The organism is Terriglobus sp. RCC_193, from assembly GCF_041355105.1.
GTDB lineage: Bacteria > Acidobacteriota > Terriglobia > Terriglobales > Acidobacteriaceae > Terriglobus.
On sequence record NZ_JBFUPK010000002.1, the window covers coordinates 1,323,924 to 1,349,604 of the forward strand.

Consider the following 25,681-nt stretch of genomic DNA (forward strand, 5'->3'; position numbering starts at 1 on the left):
TGTTCCTGACCTTATTCGGAGCGAAGGGCCTGCATGAGTTCTGTGGAAGCGGCGCGTCTGCTGGGGATGGCGGTGGCTGCGACCGCAAGGGCAAAGACGATTGCCGCTGCGATGGTGAAGGAGAGTGCGTCTGCCGGTGGCAGCTTGCCTGCAGCTGCACTGACGATGCGAACCAGTCCGATGCTGAAGACGATGCCTGCAAGGATGCCGAGTGCGGCGGTAATGGCGGCGTGGCGAAGCACCATGCCTGCGAGTTGTCCGCGCTGTGCGCCGAGAGCAAAGCGCAGGGCAAACTCAAAGCGTCGCTGGGCCACGGTGTATGCGGTGACGCCGTACATGCCGATGGCTGCGAGCAACAGGCTGACTGCTGCAAACGATGCGAGCAGCGTGCTGCGGAAGCGGTCAGAACGCTGGCTTTCGCCGATGTTCTGTTGCAGTGTGGTGACGGTGGTGGCGACTTCGGGGAAGTTCCGCTGGATGGAGGCGCGCAGAGATCCGGTCATGACGCCGGGGTCGGACTTGGTGCGGACGATGAGTTGAATGTCTGTGGCGCGATTGGGATGTTGCGCCAGCGGGACGTAGAAGGCGGGTGATGCAGGTGTGCCGGGTGCGTCATGACGCACGTTGCCGACGACACCAACGATGGTCCACCATCCGAGCGTGCTGTCAAAGCCGCACATGATCTGCTGGCCGACGGGGTCCGTGCCGGGGAACTGCTCGTCGGCGAGTGCCTGGTTGATGACGAGGACTTTGGCGGCGTCGAAGTTGTCGGCGACGGCGAGGTTGCGTCCGCGCAGAACAGGAACACCCATGGTGGAGAAGGCTTCGGGGGTGATGGCGTGGATATCTGCGATGGGCAGTGTGCTGCCGGGTGCAAAGACGGTGCGTCCGTGTATGGCATAGCCCACGTTGGGGAAGCCGCCGCCCATGGGCGCGCCGTCGATGGCTGCTGCTGCTTCTACGCCCGGAGTGTTACGGACAGAGGCGACTAATGCGTCAAGGCGTGCAGTGTTGCGCAGACGCCATGCCTGGCGCATGGCAAGCTGCTCCGGTGTGGGATCGCCACTGTCGAAGGTGGGATAGGCGTCGCTGGAGACGTGGTGCGTGTCGACCATGAGCAGATGTTGCGGCTGGAAGCCGAGTTGCTGCTGTGCATCGTGCATGAGCTGACGTGTGAGTGTGACAGCGGTGACGGAGAGCGCAAGGGTGAAAGCAACTTCCGCAATGATGAGGCCGTCGCGCAGGCGCACGGAACGGCGGCTTTCGCTGGTGCGCTCAGAGTCCGCGCGCAGGACCGTGGCGGGATCAAGCCGCCAGGAACGCCACACGGGCAGAATGGATGTCAGCAGCATCAGCACAGCACTGACGGCGAGTGAGAAGAAAAAAACATCGCGGTTGAGGTGAATGTCTGCGAGTCGTGGTGTGTCCGGCGGGGCCATGTGCGTGAGTGCACGCAGGCCGATGGAGGCAATGCCAAGTGCGGCGACACCACCGGCGAGTGCGAGTAGGAGAGACTCCGTGATGGCGCGGAGGAGGAGATCTTTGCGCGTGGCTCCGAGTGCGGAACGGACGCTGAGCGCACGGCGCATGCGCGTGGAACGCACCAGTTGCAGATGCGTGATGTTGGCGCAGACAATGAGCAACACCACGCCGACGGATCCCATGAGCAGACGTAGTGTTGGGCGCAGATTACCGACGATAAATTCTTGCAGAGAGAGCGCGGTGAGCGCATGGAGCTTCTCTTCCGGATAGGTGGCTTGGAGGCGATGCGAAAGGCTGTCGAGCTCCGCATCGAGCTGCTGCTGCGAGACTCCTTCACGACGTATGCCGATGGCTCGCTGATTGTAGGCGGTGCGGTTCTGAACGTCTGGCCTGGGAGCCTCTTCCAGCCATATCTGGCTTTGTTTGGGGAAGTTGAATCCGGTGGGAAGCACACCAACGATGGTGTAGGTGCCGAGAGACTTTACGGTTTGCCCGAGTGCGGCCTCAGCGGAGCCAAAATGCTCGCGCGCAAAGGCCTCGCTGACCATGGCCTTGTTGGCTGCGGTATCACTTTCAAGGAAAACGGTTCCGGCAACGGGCGCGACTCCCATGACCTTTGCAAAGGCGGGGCTGACCCAGCCCATCGGCAGAAAGTATGCATGGCCGTTGACGGAGACGCCAGATTCGCCCGCGTTGTAATACGCGACAGATTCAAGGCCATGAACCTGCTGCAGATCGGTAAAGTCAGCGCCGCCAATGCGTGTGTTGACATGGCCACTCTTGAGGTTGAGCGTGTTGAGGGCGACGATGCGGTCCGCGTCATGATAGCCGAGCGGACGCAGCAGGACGGAGTCCACCATGGTGAAGATGGCAGTGTTCAGACCCACGCCGATAGCCAGCGTAAGGATGACCGCAGAGGTAAACAGCGGAGCGTTGCGCAGGCTGCGCCATCCATAACGAATGTTCTGAAGAAGCTCGTTCATCCTTTGTCGTCCTTTCGGTTTTATTCGCTGCGAAGCGCGCGCATGGGGTCAATGGAAGCGGCACGGCGCGCGGGAAGCACGCTGGCAATCGCTGCAATCAAAAGCATCATCGCCAGCGCAATGGCGCCTGCATTCACCTGTTGCAGAAGCGGCATGTGCAGGCTGCCGTCCGGTGTGAAGATAAAGTCCGACAGAATGCGGTCAATCAATCGCGGCATGTAGGAGGCGGCCAGCATACCGATGCAGAGGCCAATGGCGGTAAGGCCCATGCCCTGCCACATTACATCGGTCAGAACGCGGCTGCGGCTGGCGCCCAGCGCCATGCGAACGCCGATTTCGCGCGTGCGCTGCACCACCTGATAACTCAGCAACCCAAAGACACCAATGGAGGTAAGCAGGAGCGTGAATGAAGCGAAAGCGCTGGACATCCAGGAGAAGAAGCGCGGCGCAGCCACGGTTTCATCCACCACCGATTGCATACGTTCAAACTTCGCGACAGGAAGCTCCGGGTCAGCGTGCTGAATGGCACCTGCCACTGCTGCAGATAGATCCATACCTCCTGCCTGCCGTATGACGAAGCTGGTGGGAAACCAGCCGTTGATCATGGACATGAACTTGTCATCGATCTGTGTCAGCGGGATATAGAAGAGAACACGCGGCTGATCCAACAGTGAATGCTCATGTGTATCGTGGGCGATTCCGACGATTTCAAACTCACCCGCGGAGCCAATGGAGATGCGCTGCCCGATCGCTGATTTTCCGGGCCACCATTTCTTTGCCGCTGTCTCGCTGGCAATGGCAATGTGTGGTGTGTCGGAGCGGTCTGCATCCGTCACGTCACGTCCCTGCAAGAGTGCGATGCCCAGTGCCTGCATATAGTGCGGCGTAATGAAACGTGCATTGATGACTTGCTGCTGCTCTTTGCGTTCTACGGGAGCGCCGCCCAGGTTCAGGCCGCGGTCCAGAGGAAGGCCATTGACCGCGCCCACCTGTCTGACTCCGGGTTGTTGCTGAAGGCTCTGCAGCACGCTCTGAACAAACTGTACTGTGTGCTTCGCGTTGGCGTACGCGTCACCTTTCAATGTCACTTGCGCAATAGAGATCTGCTTCGTATCAAAACCGGGAGCAACGGAACGCATGCTCAGGAAGGCATGCAGTGTGAGAGAAGCTGCGGATAACAAGGTGAATGCCAGAGCCACCTGTGCCACAACGAGCACGCGGCCTGTGCGGCCGTAGCCTGCGGACTGGCCCTGTGAGCCTGCGTTGCGCAGGTTGTCATTCACGCCGCGGCGCAACACTACAAGTGCGGGCAACAGACCGAAGCAGAGTGTGGCACACATCGCCAGCGCACACTCCACCAGCGCCATCATCCAGAGATTGGAAGAGGGATGGAAATGGGGAAGTGTAATGGGCGCATAGGCAACGAATGCGACAGCCAATGTGCGTGCAAAGAAGAGGCCGAGCAGAGCACCGCCGAAGGCAAGCAGAATGCTCTCGGCAAGCATCAGGCGCAGCAGGTCCGAACGGCTGGCGCCCAATGCGGTGCGCATGGCGAGTTCGCGTGAACGTGCAATGCTGCGCGCGACCGTGAGACCGGCCAGATTGAGGCACGCCACCAACAGCACCGCAGCGACCGCTCCCATCAGGATGATGAGGCTGCCGCGCACTTCACCGACAAGTGCCGTCTGCAGCGGCCAGACACGGAACTCATTCAATGCACCGTTGGGTGCTTTCCAGCGGTAATACCATGCATTCTGCTGCGCGAATGCGGGCAGCAGCGACTGCATCTCTGCCTGTGCCTGCGGAAGCGTAACGCCATCGCGCAGCCGCGCGATCATCTGGTAGTTGTCGCCTTCGTATCCTGGGTCTTTCGCTCCAAGTTGAAGCGGCTGCCACAGGCCCGCGGGAGGAGCTTGCGTAGTCCCGCCGTAGAGATCGCCTAGCACGCCTTCTGGAAGAATGCCGACGACGGGAACATCGTCACCGTTGATGCGTATTGTGCGACCCACGATGGTGGGGTCACTCTGAAAGGCGGTCTGCCACAGGCGATAACTCATCAGCGCCGCTCGCGGACCGCCGCTGCGGTCTTCCTCCGGAGTGAAGAAGCGACCCAGCGCGGGATGCAGTCCCAGTGTGGATAGGAAATCACGCGATACGCGCAGTTGCTGTACCTGGAACGGCCGTCCGCCTGTCGCGGCGGATGTGGCAAGATTCACACCCGTCGTGCCGCCATCCGAAATGCCGAAGGAGGAGAAGGAGTGGGCATGCTCCATCAGGAAGTCGGCAACAGAACCCACCTGCGATGTGGAAGGCTTTTCCTTCGGGAACTGAAATGCAATCGCGACAAGACGATCCGGCTGCGTGTAAGGCAGCGGTTCCAGCAGCAGCGATTGCACCACGCTGTACATGGCCGTGGTGACGCCAATGCCAAGCGCCAGCGTGAGTAGTGCAGTTGCTGTAAACACGGGGCTGCGCCGCAACTGCCGAAATGCGTACTGAAAATTTTGACCAAGCATCATCGTTGTCGCTCCCTCTGGGCAACCGGCGCCGAACCATATCCGCAGTGGTTTATGCCAATGCCGCTTCGCTTAATAGCGCGTTCAACTCTCCTTCGCTGACCACGCGACCATCGAAGAGATGAATCTGACGCTCTGCATGCGCGGCAAAGCGCGGGTCATGCGTCACCATGCAGATGGTGGCGCCGTCCGAGTGCAATTCCTTCAGCAGCGTCATCACTGCTTCGCCGTTCTTCGAATCAAGGTTTCCGGTCGGTTCGTCTGCCAGCAGGATGCTGGGTGAACCCGCTAATGCACGCGCCACAGCCACGCGCTGCTGCTGACCACCGGAAAGCTGCGCAGGGTAATGCCGCATACGATGCGCCATGTTCACGCGCTCCAACGCTTCCTGTGCGCGACGCTTGCGTTCCGTGGAAGACATCCCTGCCCGATAGGTGAGCGGCAGTTCCACGTTCTCTGCAACGGTCAGGTCGCCGATCAGGTTGAAGCTTTGGAAGATGAAGCCGATCTCCTGGTTGCGGATGCGCGAACGCTCCGCAAAATCCAGGCCGGCAACTTCGCGTCCGTTCAGCAGATAACTGCCGGCGGTGGCGGTATCCAGCAATCCCACAATGGACAGCAGCGTGGATTTGCCGCAGCCGGAGGGACCGCTCATGGCCACGTATTCTCCGCGGCCAATCTCAAGCTGGACGCCGCTGAGCGCATGCGTTTCCACTTCATCGGTGTAGAAGACCTTCGTGAGTCCATCAATGTGGATGACGGGTTGCGTGCTTGACATGCGTTTCTTCTCCTTATTCCAGGCGAATGCGGTCTGTGTTGTCGTATTTGGACATGTCCGACAGGATGACGGTGTCGCCAGCCTGCAGTCCGTTCAGAACCCGAAGGTTGTTTACCGAGCCCCGTCCAACCTGTACAGGGACTCTTACGGCGGTTTTGCCATCGGAGTTCAATTTGAAGAGGCTGATCGTGCTGTTTTCTGCGCCGTTGGCGGGCCGGCCAATCTGCAGGACGCTGCCCATGTTTTCCAGGTTGATGGTGCCGTCCACGCTCAGGTCAGGCCGCGCACCCTGCGGCAACGCGCCTGCCAGCTCCACATCCACGGTGACGGTGCCGTTCACCACGGCCGGATCGATACGCATGACCTGTCCGGAGATCACGCCGTTATGCGTGTCCACTTCCGCAGGTTGGCCAATCTGGATGTCGCGCGCCTGTGTTTCCGGAATCTTCAGGCTGGCCTTCAACTGGTCCGGTTGAACCACCTTGGCCAATGTGGTGCCCACGGCAATGTGTTCACCCACCTGGTGCGGCAGATCCACCAGAACACCGTCAATTCCGGCGCGAACCGTCAGGGCTGCCTGCTGCTTCTCTTTCAGGCCCAACAGCGCATGTGCCTGATCCACCTTGGTCTGTTGCACTGCAAGCTGTGTCTGGATCGCGCGTTCATTCAGCGTCAGGCGCTGGCCTTCAATGCCGTTGCGCGTGTTCAATTCCTCAGCCTTGCCCCGGGAGGCGGAATAGGTCAGACCGCTGATTACGCCAAGATCGAACAGGTGCTTGTCGGTTTCAGCCTGCAGCTTGGCCTGCTTCTCGTCCTGGGTTACGGTAGCCGCCGCAGCGCGCTGCGTCATCAGGTCACTCTGCAGCTTGGCCTTGGTGTTCACCAGGTCCGCTTCCGCAGCTTTCAGTTGCAGTTGCGCATCCATAAGCTCCTGCGACAGTTGCGGGTCCACCAGCTCCATCAGCGGTGTGTCCTGCGACACATGAGCGCCCGGCAGCACCAGGATGCGCACCACGGTGGCCTCCGTTTGCGACGGAACCAGCCGTAACTTATCTTCGCGGGGCGTCAGTGTCCCCGGTCCGCGCACCTGCCTCAGCAGTGGGCCGTTTTTCACGGTGTCCGTCCAGATGGACGCTCGGTCCACCTCAGGAGCCCCGGGCTTCAGGCGGGAGACGAAGTAAACGATGACAGCAACGGCAATCGCCGCAACGATGCCGATTACCAACCGGCGGCGAGCCCTTGTACGCTTTAGATCTGGCCTTGCGATGTCCATGGTTACGTAATGAATACGCATGCCATGCACCATCCCGCAGCAAAATTAAGATGCTGGTTTCATAGAACTTACGCTCAGAGCCCAAAAGTCCACGTGTCCATAAATGGATAAAGTGTCCATAAACGGACAAAAAGCAGGCGATTCCTTCTGGTCTTGGTACTCTATACTCCACTCTCCACAGGAGTTGTTCCCCAAATGCTTTCACGCGTTGCTGACAGTCTGTACTGGATGAGCCGCTATTTGGAGCGGGCGGAGCACACCACACGTCTTCTGGACGTGAACCTGAACCTGATGCTGGATGAACCCAGCAACGTGGCTGATCGCCGGTGGCAGCGTGTGCTGCAGGCGCTGGGTGCGCCGCGCGATGTGCAGTTTGAAGGCGATGCCATTGCCCTTGTGCGCAGGCTCACGTTCGATGCTTCCAATGGCTCCAGCGTGCTGGGATGCATCATCGGGGCCCGCGAAAATGCGCGGCATGTGCGTGAGCAGATTTCCACGGAGATGTGGCAGCGTTTGAACTCACTGTATTTGCAGGTAACACGGCCTGAGATGCAGAGCGAAACTCATGCCGAGTCATCATTGCAACATAACGAAGGCCCCACAGAGTTTCTTGGCCAGGTGATGGAGGGTGTCCACCAGTTTCAGGGTGTGACTGATTCCACCATGAGCCACGGCGAAGGATGGCAGTTTATCCAGGTGGGGCGATTCATGGAACGCGCATCCGCAACGGCCATGTTGCTGGAGGCGTATCAGCCGGAGTTGTGGGCGAACACCGATGCTCTGCCGGATTCGAATGAGTACCTGGAATGGATGGGGCTGCTCCGCAGTGCAACTGCGTTCGAGGCTTATTGCAAGGTGTACACCGCCGATTTATCGCCCGAATGGATTCTGGAGTTCCTGCTGCTGGATGCGGACTTTCCGCATTCGCTGCGCTTCTCCATTGATGCCATGCAGCAGGCGCTGGAGGTGATTCAGGATCTGAGCGGAGGAACACGCGGCGATAAGTTGACGCGCATCTCCGGCCGTCTGCGCGCTGCGTTGAGTTACTCCAGCGTGGAAGAGATTATGAGTGGCGATGTGGTGACATACCTGCGCGATATCCAGCGGCAATGCCGTGAAATTCATAACGCCATCTACGAACTGTATGTGGACTACTCTATTCAGGCTGCACTTGCAGGTTAGTGAGGAAAACGAACTATGTATTACACCGTGCGGCATCTGACCAAGTTCGTTTATTCCAATTCCGTGAGCGAGAGCATCATGGAGACGCGCATGCATCCTCGTTCGGATACGTTGCAGCGCTGCCTGAACTTTCAGCTTTCGGTGTCACCCCGTTGCCGCGTATTTTCCTATCGCGATCATCTGAGCAACCATGTACATCATTTCGATATCCCGGGCGCACATGAGCAGCTTGTGATCGTTGCGGAAAGTCTTGTGGAGATGGGCGAGACTGCACCCGTGCCATCGTTTCTGTCGCCCGACGCCTGGGTCGCTCTGGATAACGATGTGCAGGCAGGGGACTTCTGGGAATTCCTCTTCCCCAGTGAATTTGCAAAGCCTTCGCCATTGCTGGCAGAGCTGGCAAAGACTCTGGATGTGCGCCGCCGCGACGATCCACTGATGGTGTTGCACGACCTGAATCAGAAGCTCTTCCACTACTTTGATTACGTTCCCAAATCCACAGATGTGGACTCCCCGATTGATGTCGCGATGACGCAGAAGTGTGGTGTGTGCCAGGACTTTTCGCATGTCATGATCGCACTGGTGCGTGAGTATCTGAAGATTCCATGCCGCTATGTAAGTGGCTATCTCTATCATGGCGAACGTGACAACGACCGCAGCATCAACTCGGCAACGCACGCGTGGGTGGAATGCTATCTGCCACAGCTTGGATGGGTAGGATTCGATCCTACAAACTGGCTTGTGACGGGCGACCGTCACATCCGAACAGCCATTGGCCGCGATTATGCAGATGTGCCACCGACGCACGGCATCTTTCGCGGCTCTACCCATTCGGAACTGGCGGTGGCCGTGCATGTCAGTCCCAGTCAGGGGAATCCGCTGCCTGACCAGGAGATGCCGGTACCGGAAGACTGGTCCATGCTGGTGGAAAAAGCACAGCAGCTTCCTGCACCGCCAAACCCAGTTGCCGATCACATTAAACACATGCAACAGATGCAGCAGGCACAACAACAGTAAGCTCCGCACTCTGTTGTCGAGCAATTTCCGAACGGTTCATCGTGCGTTGATTGCTTTAGCAGAAGCTGCATGTATGCAAATCAAATGCGTCTTTACTTTGTTGCTATGCGCCGCTGCGTGCCCTGCGCAAATGGTCGTGGTGCATGGGCATCGTGGCTCTCGTGCTACCCGGCCGGAAAACACCATCCCAGCCTTTCAGTACGCCATTGCTCACGGAGCCGATGTTCTGGAGCTGGACCTCGCCGTCACCAAGGACAATGTCCTGGTGGTGTCGCATTCACCGGTGTTGAATGCAAGCTTTCCCGGCGAGCGCGAGTGTGTTGGCCCACCGCTCTCAAAAGACACTCCTATCCATACACTGACGCTTCAGCAGTTGCAGCAATATGACTGCGGAGCGAAGACGCTGACAACATTTCCAAAGCAGGTGGCCGTGCCGCACACGCACATCCCCACATTCGATGAAGTGCTGGATCTGGCACCGCAGGGCAACTTCCAATTCAATGTGGAGACAAAGATTTTTCCGTTGCATCCGGAGATGACGCCTCCGCCTGAGGTCTTCGTGGAGATGATCGACACCGCAGTGCGGAAACACCATCTGCAGCAGCGCGTGATTCTTCAGAGCTTTGATTTCCGCACGCTGCACGCCATGCAGACACTTGATCCGGCGATTCGCCGCTCCGCACTTTTTGGCCAGGCAAAATACGACAAGCTGATGGGCATCAATGAACCGGACAAGAGCTACGCGAACATGGCGAAGGTGTCCGGCGCAAATATTCTCAGCCCCGATGCCAGCCTCGTCACGCCGGAAGAAGTTGCCGTGGCGCACAAGCTTGGCTTGCAGGTGTTGCCTTACACGCCCAACACTCCGGAAGAATGGAAGCGGCTGACGGACGCGCATGTGGATGGCATCATCACGGACGATCCCGAGGCATTGCGGGATTGGCTGCGCAAGCAGACCCCGCCACTACACCAGTAATGCAAAAGTCAGAGGGGATGCGAACAGATCGCATCCCCTCTGACTTTGCTGCGTGTCGATTACAAGGGAAAGTTCTTCAGCCATTCGCGGAACTTCGGTCCCAGGTCGGGCCGCTGCAGTGCGAACTCAACCGTTGCCTTCAGGAAGCCAAGCTTGTCGCCCGCATCGTGGCGCTTGCCTTCGTACGTGAAGCCGTAGACTTTTTCGTATTGCAGCAGGGCCTTGATGCCATCGGTAAGCTGCAGTTCGCCGCCCGCACCGGGCGTGATGGTTTCCAGCATCTCAAAGATGCGTGGCGTCAGAATATAGCGGCCAATGATCGCATTCTGGCTTGGTGCTTCGCTGGGTTTCGGTTTCTCCACCATGTCAGAAACCTTTAGCAAGCGCGGATCAGAAGCATCCGGTGTGCAGTCCAGGCAGCCGTAGTTTTGAATGGCATCGCCTTCCACCACTTCGCTGCCCAGGATAGACGAGCCTGTCTTGGCGAAGGCTTCCACCATCTGTTTCATGCATGGTGTCTTCGCGTCGACGATGTCATCTGGTAGCAGAACAGCAAAAGGCTCATCGCCTACGAGTTCCTTTGCCATCAGCACGGCATGGCCCAGGCCAAGCGCCTCAGGCTGGCGCACGTAGGTGATCTTCGCCAGCCTCGTGGTTGACAGTGCTATCTCCAGCAATGCGTGCTTGCCACGTTTTTCCAATGAAGCTTCAAGCTCGGGCGCGCGGTCAAAGTGGTCTTCCATCGTGCCCTTGCCGCGACCGGTCACAATGATGATTTCGGTGCATCCAGCGGCCACGGCCTCTTCCACGCCGTACTGAATCAATGGCTTGTCCACCAGAGGAAGCATCTCCTTCGGTGTCGCCTTGGTTGCGGGCAAAAAGCGTGTGCCCATGCCTGCAGCGGGAAAAACAGCTTTACGAATGGTCTTGGTCATCTCTGGCTTATCCATGAAGTTTTCGTAACAAGACACTGGGACGATTTCGTCATGCTATCGGATTTAACTGCGTTAACCAAATAGGCTTTCATGAAAACTTGTCGTTCGCTGTAATTACAGTACCGGCGAATTGTCATGAAGCATGGCCTGGCGCATGATCTTGATCGGCACAGGCCCCAGCCGCATAAAGTTATCGTGAAACTGTTGAAGATTAAATGCCGCACCCTGTTTTGCTTTCAGATCGACGCGCAATTTCAATATCTCCAGTTTGCCCAGCGTGTAGTACAGATAGGTTGGATCGGAGGTGCCTCGCTTCGTCTCCATCTTTGCAACGGAGGGGGATTGGTATCCCTCCGTCACAAAATACTGCTCGGCCTGCTCCGTGCTCCAACCTTCGGTATGCATCTTGATGCCAACTGTGAACCGCGCGTTGCGTAGCAGTGCATCCTGAAGTTGTCCCAGGCGGATTAACTTCTGCGTACGAGCATCCGCGCCGGGTGTCTGAAAGCCTTCGTCCAGCATCATCTGTTCGGTGTAGTGCGCCCAGCCTTCCACGTTGGTATTTGCTCCGATCAGTTTGCGAACGCGCGATGGAAACTGGCCTTGCCACAGGAATTGTGTGAAGTGCCCAGGATAGGCCTCATGCACGCTGGTGCTCACAATCGTGCCCACGTTGAACTCTGCCATGTGCTCGGCAATGTGTTCGGGAGTCCAGTTCTTATCTGGCAGAGTCACGTTGAAATAAGCCTTGGTGGAGCGCGTTTCAAACGGACCCGGCGGATCCATGCTGGCTGATGTGGTGGCGCGCATGAACGGCGGTGTCTCCTGTAGCACAGGTCGCTCATCATTCGGCAGCGTGATGATGTGGTGATCTTTGATGAACGCAATCTCTGCAGCAAAGCTGTCGCGGAAGGCATCCAGCAGCTTATCCGGTGCGGGGTGAATGGTGGCTAGCTCTGCCAGTACCTGCACAGGAGTCTTATTCGGATCAAGCTCCTTCGCAACGCGCGCAAACTCAGCCCGGTTCTGCCGCATGTTCACTTCATTCACTGCAAGCAGCCTGTCCAGCGGCGTGTCCACCATCTCGTCATACAGCAGTTTCTTGCGATAGTTGTCCGCGCCCAGGCGGAAGTCACCATTCGAACGCAGCAGCAGATCAGACTTCATCCATGCGCTGTAATCCTTCAGCACCTGAATTACCGTGGCATTCGTCTTTGCAAACTGTAACTTTGCAATACGGTCTGTCGCATCGTTAAAGGCGGAGGGAACGTCGCTCTGGAAAAAACTGACGATACCGTCAATCTGTTCCAGCGCGATTTCCGTGGAAATCTTTGCGGGATTATGCAGGTTCTTCTTCGCTTCTTCAAACACCTGCGGAATCAATCGTTCGCGCGCAATCACATCACGCAAACGGACATTGGATGGAGCGAAGGGACGTTCCATCAACACAAAGATGCTGTTGGTAACACCGGACGAATAAGCATCCGGGTTCTTGTCCAAAGGGCGAATCACTTCCAGTGTCAGAAGCTGCGACCGAATGGAGTTCAGCAGAATCTCGCGATCCACAGCAACAGAAGCATCAAGTCCATCCGCCGGAATCTCTTCAAACTTCTTTTCCCAGTCATGCAATCCGGCAATCTGCTTCGCGCGTGCCGCAGCAGAGTAATCCTCCAGCCGCGTATCAAACTGGTGATAGCCGACGGCTGTTCCGGACGTCGGTGCGTTTGGAAAATAAAACTCATCGAAGTATTGATTCGACAGCACATCAAAGGTCTGCATGGCGCCATCGGCAGAGATGCGTTGCGCATGCAGATTGCATGTGGTAATGGCTAGAAGGGAAGCGGTAAGAGTGCATAGAAGCAGTCGCATGGCTTGCGAACATCTTACTGTGCGTCCTGCGATGTGAATTATTTTTCGGCGCGTTTTTCCGCTTCGTCGCACAACTTCTGAATGCGCCTGGCGCGTGCTTCCGGTGTTTGGTAATAGCCCACAGCCAGCAGCCCGTTCCGCTGCTGCAATGCGGTCATCTTTGCCCAGCCAGCCTTCGCCTTGGGACGGGCATTGAGTGCTTTGGCAATCGCAGGTGGAAGCTCCTCTTCACCTTCTTTGGCAAACAGCAAGCGTTCCGCCATCTGTTGTGCGCGGCGCATGCGTGCTTCGTCGCTCTTCACACCCAGCACCCATTTGCCCATTTCGCGGCGTGTGTATTCGGTAAAGGACTCGTAGTATTCACGCAGCCCGGGCTCGTCGTCGAGCAACGCATCAAGTTCTTCGGGGAGTTCCGCAGGACGCGGATCGAGGTCCGGCTCCAACGTGAAGGAGGCCACCTGCCCCGCAGCTACTTTGCCGCCCTGCTGCATCGCGCGATTTACCAGCAGGAAGTAAGTGCCCGTTTTCCCCGTGACAGGGAAGAGTGAAGTGCGAAATGCAAAGCCGTTGACCGTGCCTTTCACGCGCTGACGAATCTTCTCCAGCCACACTTTCGCTGGATCAAACGGCACGGGAACAATCGTCCAACCAAGCGTGTCCTGCATCTTTTCGAGAGCGGCTTTAAAAGATTGCGGTTTTGTCTTCATGCAGTCACCGGCGTCAGGTCAAGTTGTTCCAGCAATGATTTCGTTTCTGCAATAACATCTGCTGACTGCGCGCTGCTGAGAGGCCAGTACAGCACGCCCTGCGGTGTAAATTTCGCGCCCTTCTTCGTATTGCGCGAAACCAGTTTCATCAGCATGCCGGGATCGATCTTTGCCTTGGGATCGAACTTGATGATGATCATCTCGCGGAAGACCTTCTGCCGGTTTTCTTCCATCTGCACACGTTTGCGATCAAGCTGCGCAATGCTGATGTGTTCGCTCTGCAAACGAATCTCGGCAGCGGCAAGCAGGTTCGCAACAGAGTCAGGAAGCTCGCCATAGCGATCGATCATCTCGGAACGCACGTCTGCGAGCACACCTGTATCCGTTGCACCGGCAATGCGTTTGTACATGCGCAGGCGTTGATTCTCTTCGGCGATATAGGTTGGATCAATGCGCAGCGAAATGCCAAGATTCAGCACCATACCTGGGCGTTCATCCTTCAGCTCACCCTTAATCCGGCTCACGGCCTCCTGCAGCATCGACGTGTACATTTCAAAGCCGATGGCTTCAATGTGGCCGCTCTGCTCACCGCCGAGCATGTTGCCCGCACCGCGCAGCTCCAGATCAAGCGCAGCAATCTTGAAGCCCGCGCCCAGGTCGCTGAACTCTTTCAATGCGGCAAGGCGTCTGCGTGCAATCTCAGTAAGTTCGTTCTCTGGCGGAATCAGCAGGTACGCATAAGCACGACGATCGCTGCGTCCCACGCGACCACGAAGCTGATACAGCTCGCTCAATCCATGACGGTCCGCGCGGTTAATGATGATCGTATTCGCGCGAGAAATGTCGAGTCCATTTTCAATAATGCTGGTGGCGCACAGCACATCGTACTCGCCATTCATAAAGGCAAGCATGGCCTTTTCCAACTCGCCCTCGGCCATCTGTCCATGCGCTGTAATCACACGTGCCTGCGGCACTAGTTCACGAATCTTCGACGCAAGCTCGTAAATCGTCTCCACGCGATTGTGTACGAAATATGTTTGCCCATTGCGTTCGAGCTCTAACTCAATCGCGGTGCGCAGCAGCTTTTCATCAAACTTGGCCACGATAGTTTGAATCGCCATACGATCTTTGGGTGGCGTTTCAATCACGCTCATATCGCGCAGGCCCAGCAGGCTCATGTGTAGTGTGCGCGGAATCGGTGTGGCACTCATGGCAAGCACATCAATGTGTGCACGCATCTGCTTCAGGCGTTCTTTGTGCCGTACACCAAAGCGCTGCTCTTCATCGACGACGAGAAGGCCAAGATCCTGGAAGACAATGTCTTTCGACAACAAGCGGTGCGTGCCGATGAGAATATCGACCTTGCCCTCTGCAGCGTCTTCCAGAATTCTCTTCTGTTCTTTTGCAGAGCGGAAACGGGAGATAAGTTCAATGTTGACGGGAAAGCGGGCAAAGCGTTTTTTGAACGATTGAAAGTGTTGAAACGCAAGAACCGTCGTCGGTGTAAGTACCGCGACCTGCTTGGAATCCTGCACCGCTTTGAATGCGGCACGCATTGCTACTTCGGTTTTGCCATAACCCACATCGCCGCATAATAGCCGATCCATCGGCTGATTCGATTCCATGTCGCGCTTGATGTCGGCAATGGCAGCAATCTGGTCATCGGTCTCGTTATAGTCGAAGGCATCTTCAAACTCGCGCATCATCTGCGTGTCCGGTGTGTAGGAAAAACCCATGGCGGCCTGCCGCTGCGCATATAGCTTCAGCAACTCCTCCGTCATGTCCTGCATGGCCTTCTTCACGCGAGCCTTGGTCTTGGCCCATGCCTGCCCGCCCAGTTTGTTCAGCTCTGGTGCTGGCCCGGCTTCACTGCTGCGGTACTTCTGAATCAGATCAAGACGCGTCAGCGGCACATAGAGCTTTGCCTCATCGGCAAACTCCAGGATCATTAGCTCCAGCGGCGCGCCTTCCTGATCAATGGTGCGCAGGCCCATGTACTTCGCGATGCCGTGCTCCACATGAACGACGTAGTCGCCCACGGTGAGATCGCGGAAATCGCTGATGAAAGCCGCAGTCTTTGATTTACGCTGCACAGGGCGTGCATGTACGTCTGCTTCATCGTTCAGGTCCTGCGCGCCGAAGATGATGAGCTGCCGGGCAGTTGCTTTATCCAGATCAAGAAACTGCACGCCAGCAGCGAGCGGCGTGCGCACAATAACAGGCGTGCGAATGTCGCCGGTGAGATAGCTGCTCTCTTCGTACACTGTCGCGGAACCGCTCTGTTGCTGCACACGCGAACCAATGCGATACGCCAGTCCGTATTCCTGCAACAGGCTCGCAAGGCGTTCCACTTCGCCCTGATTCGGTGCGGCAATCATCACACGTGCATCGGCCTGCTGCAGCGATTTCAGATGTTCCGTGAAAGCAGGAATGGAGCCGTGAAAACGCATCGTAGGACGCGATGCAAATTCAATCTCTGCCTGCGAAGACGTGTCCACATCCAGAATATCGACAGCGCCAAGCTGATCCAGCTCCACGCCGGGATAGCGGCGAATACGATCCTCAAGATCCCACGGCGAGATATAAATATCGCCCGGCTTTACAAGATTGCCAATGCCGCTGCGATCATGACGCTGTTCAATCTTGTTCCACCAGCGTTCGCCCTGGTTCTTCACCATGGCGGGCTCTTCCACGTAGATGCGCGTCTTCGGTCCCATCAGGTCCAGCAATGTACTAGCCGCACCTGCAACGGGCGCAAAGAACTCCCATCCCGGAAAAACCGACACATTCCCTACGCTTGATACGATTTCGCGCGGTTCATCGCCGCCTTCCAGTTCCGCGCCTGCAGCACCGCCGCGCACAAGTCGCGCATGCACTGCGCCCAGCAGTTTTTCTGTGACTGGAGTTTCTGTCAACGGCAGCAGCGTGATTTCATCCACGGGCGATGAGGAGCGCTGTGTCTCCGGATCAAACTTGCGCATGGACTCAATCTCGTCGCCAAAGAAATCAATGCGAACAGGCCGATCCATCTCTGGCGAATACACATCCATGATGCCGCCACGCAGCGTCACCTGTCCGGGCATTTCCACCACATCCACGCGCGTGTAACCCACCGTCAGCAGATGTTCCAGCAGCATGGTGGTGTCGTGTTCTTCGCCGCGCTTCAACTCAAGGGTGAGTGCCGCATAGTAATCGCGACCAAACAGGATCATGCACGCGGCTTCCAGCGGCGCAATCACCACGCGCGCTGCGCCGGTGCAGATCTTCCATAAGGTACTTGCTCGCTGCTCTGCAATTTCTGCGTGCGGTGACAGATTCTCAAATGGAAGAACGTCATGCGCGGGCAGTCGAAGAATCTCTTCGCACTTCAGCGCGCCGGTCAACTCGCAGGTGGCATTCAGTTGCGCATGAAGCGCTTCCGCAGCCTTGTTGTCGCTGACCAGAACCAGCGCCGGAGCATTGCTGGCGCGAATCATCAGCGGCAGATAAATGGCGCGGGCTGTCGCCGTCAGTCCCGAGACGCGGCGTCGCCCGGAGCCGCCGGACAGATGGCGGCGCAGGCGCTCAAACGGTTCCGTGTGTTCCAGATCCGCGATCATTTCGCGAACAAAGGGGAGAATCATTGCCTTTTCAGTGTAGTCTGCCGTCGTCCGGAAAGTAGTGTCAGGTTGTGCCGTGGAGGCAGGCAACTCCAAGGGGAATTCTTACAGCCATAGCGGTTGCACAGTGGGCGTCGCTCCAGCCGCTGCACAGCCCATGGTGGATCTAACGCGTGAGTGATCGCAATGCCAGCAGGTTTTTCAGACGGATGCACTCTGGGAGGTGCCACGTGGTCACCGGATGGCAAATACTTCATCGCAAATTCAGGACGGATGGTCTATCACATAGGCCCGTAGCCGATTCCCGAAACGGTCCGCCATCCGCCTTCGCTAGAATGGAAGATAAATATGTCGCTCGTTGCCGGTGTTTCTCCTGAGGTTCTCGCTAAGTACCAGCCCGTGATCGGGTTGGAGGTCCACGTACAGTTGCTGACGCAGACGAAAGCCTTCTGCGGCTGCATCAACAAGTACGGTGGCGAACCCAACACGCACGTCTGCCCCGTATGCCTGGGCCTGCCCGGCGCACTGCCTGTGCTCAACCGGCAGGCGGTGGAGTATGCCGTGCTGGCGTCGCGTGCGCTGAACCTGACCATTAATGAAGAGAGCATCTTCGCGCGCAAGAACTACTTCTATCCCGATTCGCCCAAGGGCTACCAGATTTCGCAGTTCGATAAGCCGATTGCGGAGAATGGATGGCTGGACGTCAGTGACGGCAAGGGTGGCACGCGCCGCATCGGCATCACGCGTCTGCACATGGAAGAGGACGCGGGCAAGAGCATCCACGACGGATTCGCCGACAGCGCGAACCGCACCTACATCGACCTCAACCGCTGCGGCACGCCACTGGTGGAGATCGTCAGCGAGCCTGATCTGCGCACGCCGGAAGAAGCCTACGAGTACCTCACCAAGCTGAAGGAAATCCTTCTCTACACCGGCGTCTCTGACTGCAACATGGAAGAGGGTTCGCTGCGTTGCGATGCCAACGTCTCCGTCATGCTGAAGGGCGCGGCTGAGTACGGCACCAAGGCCGAGGTGAAGAACGTCAACAGCTTCCGCTTCATCCGCGACGCCATCCACTACGAGATTGAGCGGCAGGTGGAAGTGGTGGAGAGTGGCGCGCGTGTCGTGCAGGAGTCGCGTCTGTATAACTCCGCAGAAGGCCGCACGTACTCCATGCGCAGCAAGGAAGCCGCGCATGACTACCGCTATTTCCCTGAGCCCGATCTTCCTGCGTTGATCGTAGACAGTGCATGGAAGGAAGCCATCCTGCAGAACCTGCCGGAGCTACCAGAAGCCAAGCGCGCTCGTCTGATCGCGGAATACGATCTCACCGTACAGGATGCGGCGACATTCGCATCGGACCGTACCTTTGCCGACACTTTTGAAGCTGCGGCAAAGACAGCGAAGAGTCCGAAGCGCGTTGCAAACCTCCTGCTCGGCGAGTTGATCGGACGTCTTAATGCCGCTGGCCTTGAACTTTCGCAGTCGCCTGTCTCCATGAAGGGCATCGTGCAGGCCGCGGATCTTCTCGAAGAAGGCAAGCTTTCTTCCAAGCAGTTGAAGGGTCTCTTCGATATCAGTTTTGAGAAGAACGAAGACTTCGCCACGGTCTACGATCGTGAAAAGCCGCAGCAGATCAGCGATTCCGGCGCGATTGAAACGATGATCGACGAAGTCATCGCCGCGAACCCGAAGCAGGTGGAGCAATACAAGGGCGGTAAGACAACGGTGAGCGCGTTCTTCGTAGGACAGGTCATGCGTCTGTCGAAAGGCCAGGCAAATCCCGCTCTGTTGAATGAACTGGTCGTGAAGAAGCTGAACGAAGCCTAGTCCTCCGATGCTTCCTGCTCGTTCCGGCGGGCACCGTCATTCTGAGGAGCATAGCGACGAAGAATCCCGACGAAGCTGCATCCCTGCGATGCAGCTTCTGTCTTTTGCGCGGAACTTTCGACTGCATTGCGAGGATCGAGTGTCGTTGGGATTCTTCGCTGCGCTCAGAATGACAGCGGAGGGATAGGGAGAGCTGTGCTCTGCCCGTTGTATTTTCTGGTGCATGCCTGGGTCACCTCAGCAATGTTCTGGTGCATCGTATTAGTTGCATGCGCGCATGGAACGTTTTCCGTCTCTCCACTCTCTTGCTTCTCGCCGGATGTGCGACGAAGGCAGATGTTGCGCGGAACATCGCCAACGATCAGGCAGCATTGCCGCCAAACACGGTTGCGCTTTCGCAAATGATGCGCGAGCTTTCGGCCCAGCCAGGCTTCACGGATCAGCTCTTGAATTATCTGAACAAGGGCGGCAAGAACGGTGCGTATCTGACACCGAAACTCTTTGACACACTGCGACAGATGATTCTGGGTAAGGACTGGACCGGTCTGGATCGCTTTCCAGGATGGACGATTCATCACGTCACGCAAACCGTGGATGTCGGAAGCCGCCTGATCAAAACGGACGACCAGCCCTATGACGTTGCCGCCGGCGTGAACATCGGTCCATACAACCTGCATCAATCGCAGACAGAGTCGCTCGATGCGCCGAGTGATCGCCCCGGATTTCAGGCAGACATTACGCCTTTGCTGGCGGGCGTAACGCATGGAGACGGCCCCGATCCGAAGATTGCGCCGATGCACAGTGAAAGCGCGCGTCTGGCCGAGGTGATGAACCGGCTCTCGCTGAATGGCTATCGCGATACGGCTCCGTTTACTGTCACGCTACAGCAGAACACCGCGCACACGCCGCAGGAACTGGTGCAGGCGCTCGTGGCCACGGGGCATACCGTGACCGTTGCCAATGCTCGTTACTTCGCAAACTTCGGCCACTTCCACTACAACGGCAAAGATGTCGAAATGCCATTCTTCCTCGACAGCCAGTTGCTGGTACCGCGCGATCACTGGTGGCAAAAGAAGCACCGCCTGCTGATCCCCGTAGCACACGCTGAGTACGAGTGGATCATCAACGGACCGAAGATCAATGCAAACGTCGCGTTCTATTTCGGCATCGACGGTCGTGCGGAATTTCGTACGAATGACGAACAGAATCAACCGTGGGTAATGGGGCACCACGCGCATGAATATCACGATGCAGATGCAGTTGAAGTCACACGGCTGACAGGTAACATGCTGCGTGCCTACGCGTATCTCCACGCAGCCCATGCGCAGTTGCCGTTCGGTGGCTATTACACACTGGGCGTTTGCCAGGATGTAGTGAATGCGATTGAGTTCAAGATGACAGGAAAGACCACACTCTTTCCCAGCACGGCACAGACTGAGCTATTCCACGATCAGCCGGATGCAGAGATTACGAAACTGATGGAGGCTGTACCGAAAGACACGGGCGGCACGCCACCCGATCCAGCGCGCATCTTCGGATCGCTCCCCACAACGGACTATGCCTCACTCACCGTTCCCGGTCTGCGCGACGATGTGCAGCGGAGCTATGACGCGTGGCAGAACGGAACGCTCGATCGTCGTGTCGTGCTCACCGGCGAACAGATGACAATCCTGGGCATTGTCGCTGCAACAGGATTGGTCTTGTGGGTACTGCGCAGAAGGCGCAGCGCCAATCGCTAACGCAGCAGAGTCACCGCACGAAATGTACTACCGCAGTCAGGGAGAAGTGATTATGGCAACGAAAAAGGCAAGCAAGAAATCTGCAACGAAGAAATCCCCCGCAAAGAAGACCACGGCAAAGAAGTCGTCCGTGAAGAAGTCCGCAACGAAAAAAGCTCCGGCAAAGAAGACAGCAAGCAAGAAAACGTCTGCAAAGAAGACTGCCGCGAAGAAGTCTACGGCAAAGAAAGCCGCGAAGAAGAGCAGCACACGCAAGTATTCGCCCGCTGCCGGCAAGAAGGTGCATAGGGAAATGCGCGAAATGAAAAAGGGCACGCTGAAGAGCGGTCGCAGCGGTAAGAAAGTGACCAGCCGCAAGCAGGCCATTGCCATTGGCCTCAGCGAAGCGCGCAAGGCAGGCAAGAAGGTCCCGGCAAAGAAGAAGTAACGTCTGCTTCAAATTAAGAAGGCCGCAGATATTTACCTGCGGCCTTCTGTTCTTTACCTGTCATTCTGAGGAGCATTGCGATGAAGAATCCCGACGATGCTTCCTTCTGGAAACGAAGCGCCAGGTTTCCCTGCAAGAAACCTTCAATGGTCTTGCAGGGCGAAGCTGTGTTCGGGATTCTTCGCTTCGCTCAGAAATGACAGCCTTCGTGGCGATTACTTTGTTGTGCTGCTGCTCGTGGAAGGCGCAGGCGATGGAGCAGAAGCAGGCGCATTGCTGCTCGACGAAGAAGAGTCCGACGCGGTGGTGGTGGTTGCCGCCGCCCCCGTGTCTCCACTGGATTTCTTCGCACCCTTCGACGACGAGTAAAGGTCGGCATACCACCCGCCGCCCTTGAACTGCACCGCCGGTGCAGAGATCAGTTTTTCCAGCTTGCCGCTGCAGTGCGGGCATTCGGTCAATTCCGGATCAGAGAACTTCTGCCGCTTTTCGAACGTGCGGCTGCAGTTCTGACATTGGTATTCGTACAGTGGCATCGGTGACTCCTTTCCTGAAATGCCTTACGAGAGTTCTACGGTGCGAACGCTGGCAATCGCGTCCACCTTGCGCAGCGCAGTGATGAGTTCCGAAACCTTCTCCGGCGACGCTTCAATCTGCACCACGGCCATGGCCTGTCCCTGCGGCACACGCTGCGAACGAACGCTGCGGCCCAGGGCGAAGTTGGCAATGTTCACGCCGTGTTCGCCAATCACGGTGCCAATGCGGCCAATGACGCCCGGCACATCATGATTGCGGAAGACCAGCAGCGTGCCGGTCAGCGGCGCTTCAATGTCAATGCCATCCAGCGACAACAGGCGCGGAGCATTGCCGTGCAGCACAGTGGCGGAGGCTGATGCATCGCCCTCGGCCGAGTGCAGCGTCAGCTTCAGCACCGAACCCGCACCACCGCTGGCGAATTCCTTCTTGTCTTCCTGTACGCGGATGCCGCGTTCGTTGGCAATCGCGGTCGCGTTGATGTTGTTCACGTCCGAATCATTCAGCACGCCGCTGATGACGGCATTGCGAATCAGGTCGGTCTTGCCGCTGGCAATGCGGCCAGCATAGGCAATGTCCATGTTCTCCAGGTTGCCGGGCGTAGCAAGTCCCAGGAAGGTGCCCAGTCGATGCGCCAGATCAATGTACGGCGCCACTTCAACGTATTCTTCACGCGACAGCGACGGCACGTTGACCGCGTTCTGCACCACGCCATCCTTCAGATACGCGCTCACCTGCTCAGCCAACTGGATGCCGATGGCTTCCTGTGCCTCGTCCGTCGATCCGCCCAGATGCGGCGTCAGGATGATGTTGTTGATGCCGAAGTAGGGCGATTCCTTCAGCGGCTCCTGCCGGAAAACATCCAGTGCAGCGCCGCCCACGGTGCCGTCCTGCAGACCCTCTGCCAGCGCGTCATCCACAATCAGTTCACCGCGTGCGCAGTTCACAATGCGGATGCCCTTCTTCATGATGGCGATGGAGTGCTTGTTGATCAGGCCTTCCGTCTGCGGCGTCAGACCCACGTGCAGTGTCAGGTAGTCGCTGCCCTTGAAGATGGTGTCAATGTCGACCAGCGTCACACCGTTTTCGCGTGCAATCACCGGCGCAACAAATGGGTCATACCCGATCAGGTCCATACCGAAAGCGCGTGCACGGCGAGCCACTTCCAGGCCAATGCGGCCCAGACCCACAATGCCCAGCGTCTTGCCGCGCAGTTCGGTGCCCTGCAGCGACTTCTTTTCCCACTTGCCGTTGTGCAGTGCGGCGTTTGCCTTGGGGATCTGGCGCGCCATGGTGATCATCAGGCCCAGCGTCAGCTCAGCCACGGCCACGGCATTCGCGCCGGGCGTGTTCATCACCACAATGCCCCGCTTGGTGGCAGCGTCCGCATCGATGTTGTCCACGCCCACACCAGCGCGGCCAATCACACGCAATTTCGGCGCATGCTCCAGCAGTTCCGCCGTCACCTGCACGGCAGAGCGGACAACCAGCGCATCCGCATCGGCCAATTCAGCTTCCAGGTTGGTGATCTTGTCTGCGGTGACAACCTTCCAGCTTGGTTCCTCCTGGAAGACGGCTAGGGTGGCGGGCGAAACCTTCTCGGCAAGTACGATCTTCATCGCTGCAATATTTTCCTTCTTGGATGGACGGAACGACGCATGGACACGGTGAAAATAGCCGGTCCGGAATGGAACAGGTTCCCCTTCATTGTAGCCAACCGTTCCGTCCTGTCCGAAGGACACGCATATTTAGTGCAATGCAGCGGTTGCTGGCACACCGCTGCCTGTCAGCGCCTCCCGCAAAAACTGCTCAAAAAATCCAATCGCCCGATACAGCCGGGATTTCACCGTCGGCATGTGAATACCGGTCTTTTCGGCAATCTCGCGCATCGTCAGGTCCTCGTAAAAATGCATCTGCAGCACCTCCCGATGAATGGGTTGCAGGCGGTCCATCGTGGCATGCAGCAGGCAGGCCTGTTCGGCCAGCCGGAAGGCCTCCAGCGGCGACAGATCGGCCGCGGGCGGGTCAAATGCGGCGGAACCTTCATCGTCCGGATGCATCATCTCGTCCAGGGAAACCGTGCTGCGGCGCCGGAAATGGTCCAGCGCGCGGTTGCGGGCCACGGTAAACAGCCAGGCGTCAAAGTCGCCACGGTCGTCATACAGGTGACCACGCTCCAGCACGCGAATCCACGTTTCCTGGAACAGGTCTTCGGCCAGATCGGTGCGGCCGGTCAGGCTGCACAGGTAGCGCAACAGGCGGTGTTTGTAGCGGTCAATCAATTCGTGCAGCAGCTCCGGATCCTGGAGGCGGAGACCTGTGGCAATGCGGCGGCGTTCGGTAAGGATTTCGGCGGGGGAAAGGGTTGTTTCCGTTTGGGCCATGGCGAAGCAACTCCGGTACTTCGATTTTTCAATAGTACGACAATCGAAGTATCCCGGTTCCGTATTATTTTGGAAAATTTTGTGTCATTACGGCATCGAACCTTTTCAAGCGGGGAGAAGTGCGCTTATGCTGAGCCAAGAGATGTCGCGCACGCCGAAAACACCGCCCGTTGAAGACAAGACTCCCATGGAGTTCCTGATCGCCCTGTATGGCATGTTCCGGCAGATGTCGATGGCCCCGGGTTCGCGTTCACTGCAGAAGATCAGGACCACGCCGCAGGAAGGCCGCGCATTGGGCTGGCTCAACCAGCGTGGCCCCGCGCTCATGTCAGAACTGGCAGACTTCATGGATATCCCGCTCAGCACTGCCACCAGCCTGGTAAATCGCCTTGTGGAAAAGAAACAGGTCATGCGCCAGCGCTCTGAGGAAGACCGCCGCATCGTGCGCGTCCATCTCACACCTGCGGGGCAGCGCCTCAGCCAGCGCATGTTGGACGTTCATCTGGAAGCCAGCAAATTATTGATGCAAAAGCTTGGCCGGGACGAGCAGCAGACCCTCATCGCGCTGCTGCGAAAGGCTGGCTATAACCCGCCTGCCAAGGACGTTTGTTAGTCTCCTCTTTGAGGAACGACAAACGATGGCCGAGACGACAATCGCATTGGAAACACCCCTGCCGCCGCGTGATCTTTCGCATAACCCCAAGCGTTACCTGGTTTTAGGTGCCACCAGCGGCATCGCGGAAGCCACCTGCCGCATCTGGGCCTCAGAGGGAGCCAACATCTTCCTTGTAGGCCGTTCTGAAGAAAAACTACGCGCCATGGCGGGCGATCTCCGTGTTCGTGGAGCGGCGTTCGTCGATATCGCTGCCGCCGATCTGGATCGTCTCGAAGACCATCCCGGCCTGCTGGCCCATGCCATCACCCAACTCGGTGGTCTGGACGTGGCGTATCTTGCCTTCGGCATTCTGGGCGAACAACCCAAAGCCGAGACGGATGTGGCCCACGCCGAACAGATTCTGCACACCAATCTCACAGCCCCGGTCAGCATGCTCACATGGCTGGCTAACTTCTGCCTGAAGCAGGGGCGCGGCACGCTGGCGGTTCTGTCATCGGTCGCAGGTGACCGTGGACGCAAGAGCAATTATGTCTACGGCGCGTCTAAAGCCGGTCTGACAGCTTTCGTCGACGGCCTGCGCAACCGCATCGACCGCGAGGGGGTGGCGGTCCTCACCATCAAGCCCGGCCCGGTAAAGACAGCCATGACGGCGAGCATGCCCGGCAGCGAGAAGTTCGCCGATGTAAACGCCGTGGCAAAGGACATTGCCAATGCAATTGCCAAGGGTGAAGGCGGCGTCATGTACGTCCCCGCCAAGTGGCGCCCCATCATGGCCGTCGTCCGTGCCATCCCGGACTCCGTCTTCAAGAAGCTGAACCTCTGATCCGCAGCAAA

Annotated in this window: 19 protein-coding genes; 8 read left to right on the plus strand and 11 right to left on the minus strand. The window is 57.7% G+C overall.

Going from position 1 to position 25,681, the window contains the following annotated elements; translation table 11 throughout:
- Positions 1-11: 11 nt before the first annotated feature.
- Genes AB6729_RS14290 through AB6729_RS14305 form a run of 4 tightly spaced genes read right to left on the minus strand, consistent with a single transcriptional unit; the run spans position 12 to position 7,053 of the window.
- The gene (locus AB6729_RS14290; RefSeq protein WP_371082298.1) at positions 12-2,465 is read right to left on the minus strand and encodes an ABC transporter permease; all 2,454 of its coding nucleotides are present in this window, start codon (positions 2,463-2,465) and stop codon (positions 12-14) included.
- A gap of 20 nt (positions 2,466-2,485) precedes the next feature.
- Positions 2,486-4,984 (minus strand): ABC transporter permease, encoded by a 2,499-nt coding sequence (locus tag AB6729_RS14295; RefSeq protein WP_371082299.1) that lies wholly within the window; start codon positions 4,982-4,984, stop codon positions 2,486-2,488.
- A 49-nt stretch (positions 4,985-5,033) separates the two neighbouring features.
- Complete coding sequence (locus tag AB6729_RS14300) at positions 5,034-5,759, minus strand: ABC transporter ATP-binding protein (protein ID WP_334240964.1); 726 nt, start codon at positions 5,757-5,759, stop codon at positions 5,034-5,036.
- Positions 5,760-5,772: 13 nt separating this feature from the next.
- On the minus strand, positions 5,773-7,053 hold the full coding sequence (locus tag AB6729_RS14305; RefSeq protein ID WP_371082300.1) for an efflux RND transporter periplasmic adaptor subunit: 1,281 nt from the start codon (positions 7,051-7,053) through the stop codon (positions 5,773-5,775).
- A 174-nt stretch (positions 7,054-7,227) separates the two neighbouring features.
- Between AB6729_RS14305 and AB6729_RS14310 the strand changes: the two genes are divergently transcribed.
- The 3 genes from AB6729_RS14310 (at position 7,228) to AB6729_RS14320 (ending at position 10,207) form a co-directional block, all read left to right on the plus strand.
- The gene (locus AB6729_RS14310; protein ID WP_371082301.1) at positions 7,228-8,214 is read left to right on the plus strand and encodes an alpha-E domain-containing protein; all 987 of its coding nucleotides are present in this window, start codon (positions 7,228-7,230) and stop codon (positions 8,212-8,214) included.
- Between the two features lie 15 nt (positions 8,215-8,229).
- A complete protein-coding gene (locus AB6729_RS14315) occupies positions 8,230-9,231 on the plus strand; it encodes a transglutaminase N-terminal domain-containing protein (RefSeq protein WP_371082302.1) in 1,002 nt (333 codons plus the stop codon).
- A 73-nt stretch (positions 9,232-9,304) separates the two neighbouring features.
- Complete coding sequence (locus AB6729_RS14320; protein ID WP_371082303.1) at positions 9,305-10,207, plus strand: glycerophosphodiester phosphodiesterase family protein; 903 nt, start codon at positions 9,305-9,307, stop codon at positions 10,205-10,207.
- 59 nt (positions 10,208-10,266) lie between these two features.
- Here AB6729_RS14320 and galU read toward each other — a convergent pair whose 3' ends face one another.
- The 4 genes from galU to mfd all read right to left on the minus strand — a co-directional run bounded on the left by galU (position 10,267) and on the right by mfd (position 17,341).
- Positions 10,267-11,142 carry a UTP--glucose-1-phosphate uridylyltransferase GalU gene (gene galU / locus AB6729_RS14325; protein ID WP_371082304.1) on the minus strand — a complete coding sequence of 292 codons (876 nt, stop codon included), beginning with the start codon at positions 11,140-11,142 and terminating at the stop codon, positions 10,267-10,269.
- Positions 11,143-11,256: 114 nt separating this feature from the next.
- Complete coding sequence (locus tag AB6729_RS14330) at positions 11,257-13,011, minus strand: DUF885 domain-containing protein (RefSeq protein ID WP_371082305.1); 1,755 nt, start codon at positions 13,009-13,011, stop codon at positions 11,257-11,259.
- 38 nt (positions 13,012-13,049) lie between these two features.
- Entirely contained in the window at positions 13,050-13,718 is a 669-nt protein-coding gene (locus AB6729_RS14335) for a YdeI/OmpD-associated family protein (protein WP_371082306.1), read from the minus strand.
- Positions 13,715-17,341, minus strand: a complete 3,627-nt coding sequence (gene mfd, locus AB6729_RS14340) for a transcription-repair coupling factor (protein ID WP_371082307.1) — start codon at positions 17,339-17,341, stop codon at positions 13,715-13,717. Before mfd ends, AB6729_RS14335 begins: the two co-directional genes overlap by 4 nt.
- A 324-nt stretch (positions 17,342-17,665) precedes the next feature.
- Between mfd and gatB the strand changes: the two genes are divergently transcribed.
- The 3 genes from gatB (at position 17,666) to AB6729_RS14355 (ending at position 21,313) form a co-directional block, all read left to right on the plus strand.
- Positions 17,666-19,147, plus strand: a complete 1,482-nt coding sequence (gatB, locus tag AB6729_RS14345; protein ID WP_371082308.1) for an Asp-tRNA(Asn)/Glu-tRNA(Gln) amidotransferase subunit GatB — start codon at positions 17,666-17,668, stop codon at positions 19,145-19,147.
- Positions 19,148-19,398: 251 nt separating this feature from the next.
- Positions 19,399-20,886 carry a hypothetical protein gene (locus AB6729_RS14350; RefSeq protein WP_371082309.1) on the plus strand — a complete coding sequence of 496 codons (1,488 nt, stop codon included), beginning with the start codon at positions 19,399-19,401 and terminating at the stop codon, positions 20,884-20,886.
- Between the two features lie 52 nt (positions 20,887-20,938).
- Positions 20,939-21,313, plus strand: coding sequence for a DUF6496 domain-containing protein (locus tag AB6729_RS14355; protein ID WP_371082310.1), 375 nt, complete (start codon positions 20,939-20,941; stop codon positions 21,311-21,313).
- 215 nt (positions 21,314-21,528) lie between these two features.
- On the opposite strand, the gene AB6729_RS14360 is transcribed toward AB6729_RS14355, so the two are convergent.
- The 3 genes from AB6729_RS14360 to AB6729_RS14370 all read right to left on the minus strand — a co-directional run bounded on the left by AB6729_RS14360 (position 21,529) and on the right by AB6729_RS14370 (position 24,231).
- Entirely contained in the window at positions 21,529-21,849 is a 321-nt protein-coding gene (locus AB6729_RS14360; protein ID WP_371082311.1) for an FmdB family zinc ribbon protein, read from the minus strand.
- Between the two features lie 24 nt (positions 21,850-21,873).
- Positions 21,874-23,466, minus strand: a complete 1,593-nt coding sequence (gene serA, locus AB6729_RS14365; protein ID WP_371082312.1) for a phosphoglycerate dehydrogenase — start codon at positions 23,464-23,466, stop codon at positions 21,874-21,876.
- Positions 23,467-23,595: 129 nt separating this feature from the next.
- Positions 23,596-24,231 carry an RNA polymerase sigma factor gene (locus AB6729_RS14370; protein WP_371082313.1) on the minus strand — a complete coding sequence of 212 codons (636 nt, stop codon included), beginning with the start codon at positions 24,229-24,231 and terminating at the stop codon, positions 23,596-23,598.
- Positions 24,232-24,358: 127 nt separating this feature from the next.
- On the opposite strand from AB6729_RS14370, the gene AB6729_RS14375 reads away from it, so the two are divergent.
- Both AB6729_RS14375 and AB6729_RS14380 read left to right on the plus strand, forming a co-directional pair.
- Positions 24,359-24,844, plus strand: coding sequence for a MarR family winged helix-turn-helix transcriptional regulator (locus tag AB6729_RS14375; protein WP_371082314.1), 486 nt, complete (start codon positions 24,359-24,361; stop codon positions 24,842-24,844).
- 25 nt (positions 24,845-24,869) lie between these two features.
- Positions 24,870-25,670 (plus strand): SDR family oxidoreductase, encoded by an 801-nt coding sequence (locus tag AB6729_RS14380; protein WP_371082315.1) that lies wholly within the window; start codon positions 24,870-24,872, stop codon positions 25,668-25,670.
- Positions 25,671-25,681 lie beyond the last annotated feature (11 nt).

Excerpts from the sequence above, each read along its gene's own strand:
- AB6729_RS14300 (WP_334240964.1), bottom strand. The coding sequence starts at position 5,759 with ATGTCAAGCACGCAACCCGTCATCCACATTGATGGACTCACGAAGGTC.
- AB6729_RS14330 (WP_371082305.1), bottom strand. The coding sequence starts at position 13,011 with ATGCGACTGCTTCTATGCACTCTTACCGCTTCCCTTCTAGCCATTACC.
- gatB (WP_371082308.1), top strand. The coding sequence starts at position 17,666 with ATGTCGCTCGTTGCCGGTGTTTCTCCTGAGGTTCTCGCTAAGTACCAG.
- galU (WP_371082304.1), bottom strand. The coding sequence starts at position 11,142 with ATGACCAAGACCATTCGTAAAGCTGTTTTTCCCGCTGCAGGCATGGGC.
- AB6729_RS14295 (WP_371082299.1), bottom strand. The coding sequence starts at position 4,984 with ATGATGCTTGGTCAAAATTTTCAGTACGCATTTCGGCAGTTGCGGCGC.
- AB6729_RS14320 (WP_371082303.1), top strand. The coding sequence starts at position 9,305 with ATGCAAATCAAATGCGTCTTTACTTTGTTGCTATGCGCCGCTGCGTGC.
- AB6729_RS14335 (WP_371082306.1), bottom strand. The coding sequence starts at position 13,718 with ATGAAGACAAAACCGCAATCTTTTAAAGCCGCTCTCGAAAAGATGCAG.
- AB6729_RS14380 (WP_371082315.1), top strand. The coding sequence starts at position 24,870 with ATGGCCGAGACGACAATCGCATTGGAAACACCCCTGCCGCCGCGTGAT.
- AB6729_RS14310 (WP_371082301.1), top strand. The coding sequence starts at position 7,228 with ATGCTTTCACGCGTTGCTGACAGTCTGTACTGGATGAGCCGCTATTTG.
- AB6729_RS14360 (WP_371082311.1), bottom strand. The coding sequence starts at position 21,849 with ATGCCACTGTACGAATACCAATGTCAGAACTGCAGCCGCACGTTCGAA.
- mfd (WP_371082307.1), bottom strand. The coding sequence starts at position 17,341 with ATGATTCTCCCCTTTGTTCGCGAAATGATCGCGGATCTGGAACACACG.
- AB6729_RS14305 (WP_371082300.1), bottom strand. The coding sequence starts at position 7,053 with ATGCGTATTCATTACGTAACCATGGACATCGCAAGGCCAGATCTAAAG.
- AB6729_RS14290 (WP_371082298.1), bottom strand. The coding sequence starts at position 2,465 with ATGAACGAGCTTCTTCAGAACATTCGTTATGGATGGCGCAGCCTGCGC.
- AB6729_RS14315 (WP_371082302.1), top strand. The coding sequence starts at position 8,230 with ATGTATTACACCGTGCGGCATCTGACCAAGTTCGTTTATTCCAATTCC.
- AB6729_RS14370 (WP_371082313.1), bottom strand. The coding sequence starts at position 24,231 with ATGGCCCAAACGGAAACAACCCTTTCCCCCGCCGAAATCCTTACCGAA.
- AB6729_RS14355 (WP_371082310.1), top strand. The coding sequence starts at position 20,939 with ATGGCAACGAAAAAGGCAAGCAAGAAATCTGCAACGAAGAAATCCCCC.
- AB6729_RS14375 (WP_371082314.1), top strand. The coding sequence starts at position 24,359 with ATGCTGAGCCAAGAGATGTCGCGCACGCCGAAAACACCGCCCGTTGAA.
- serA (WP_371082312.1), bottom strand. The coding sequence starts at position 23,466 with ATGAAGATCGTACTTGCCGAGAAGGTTTCGCCCGCCACCCTAGCCGTC.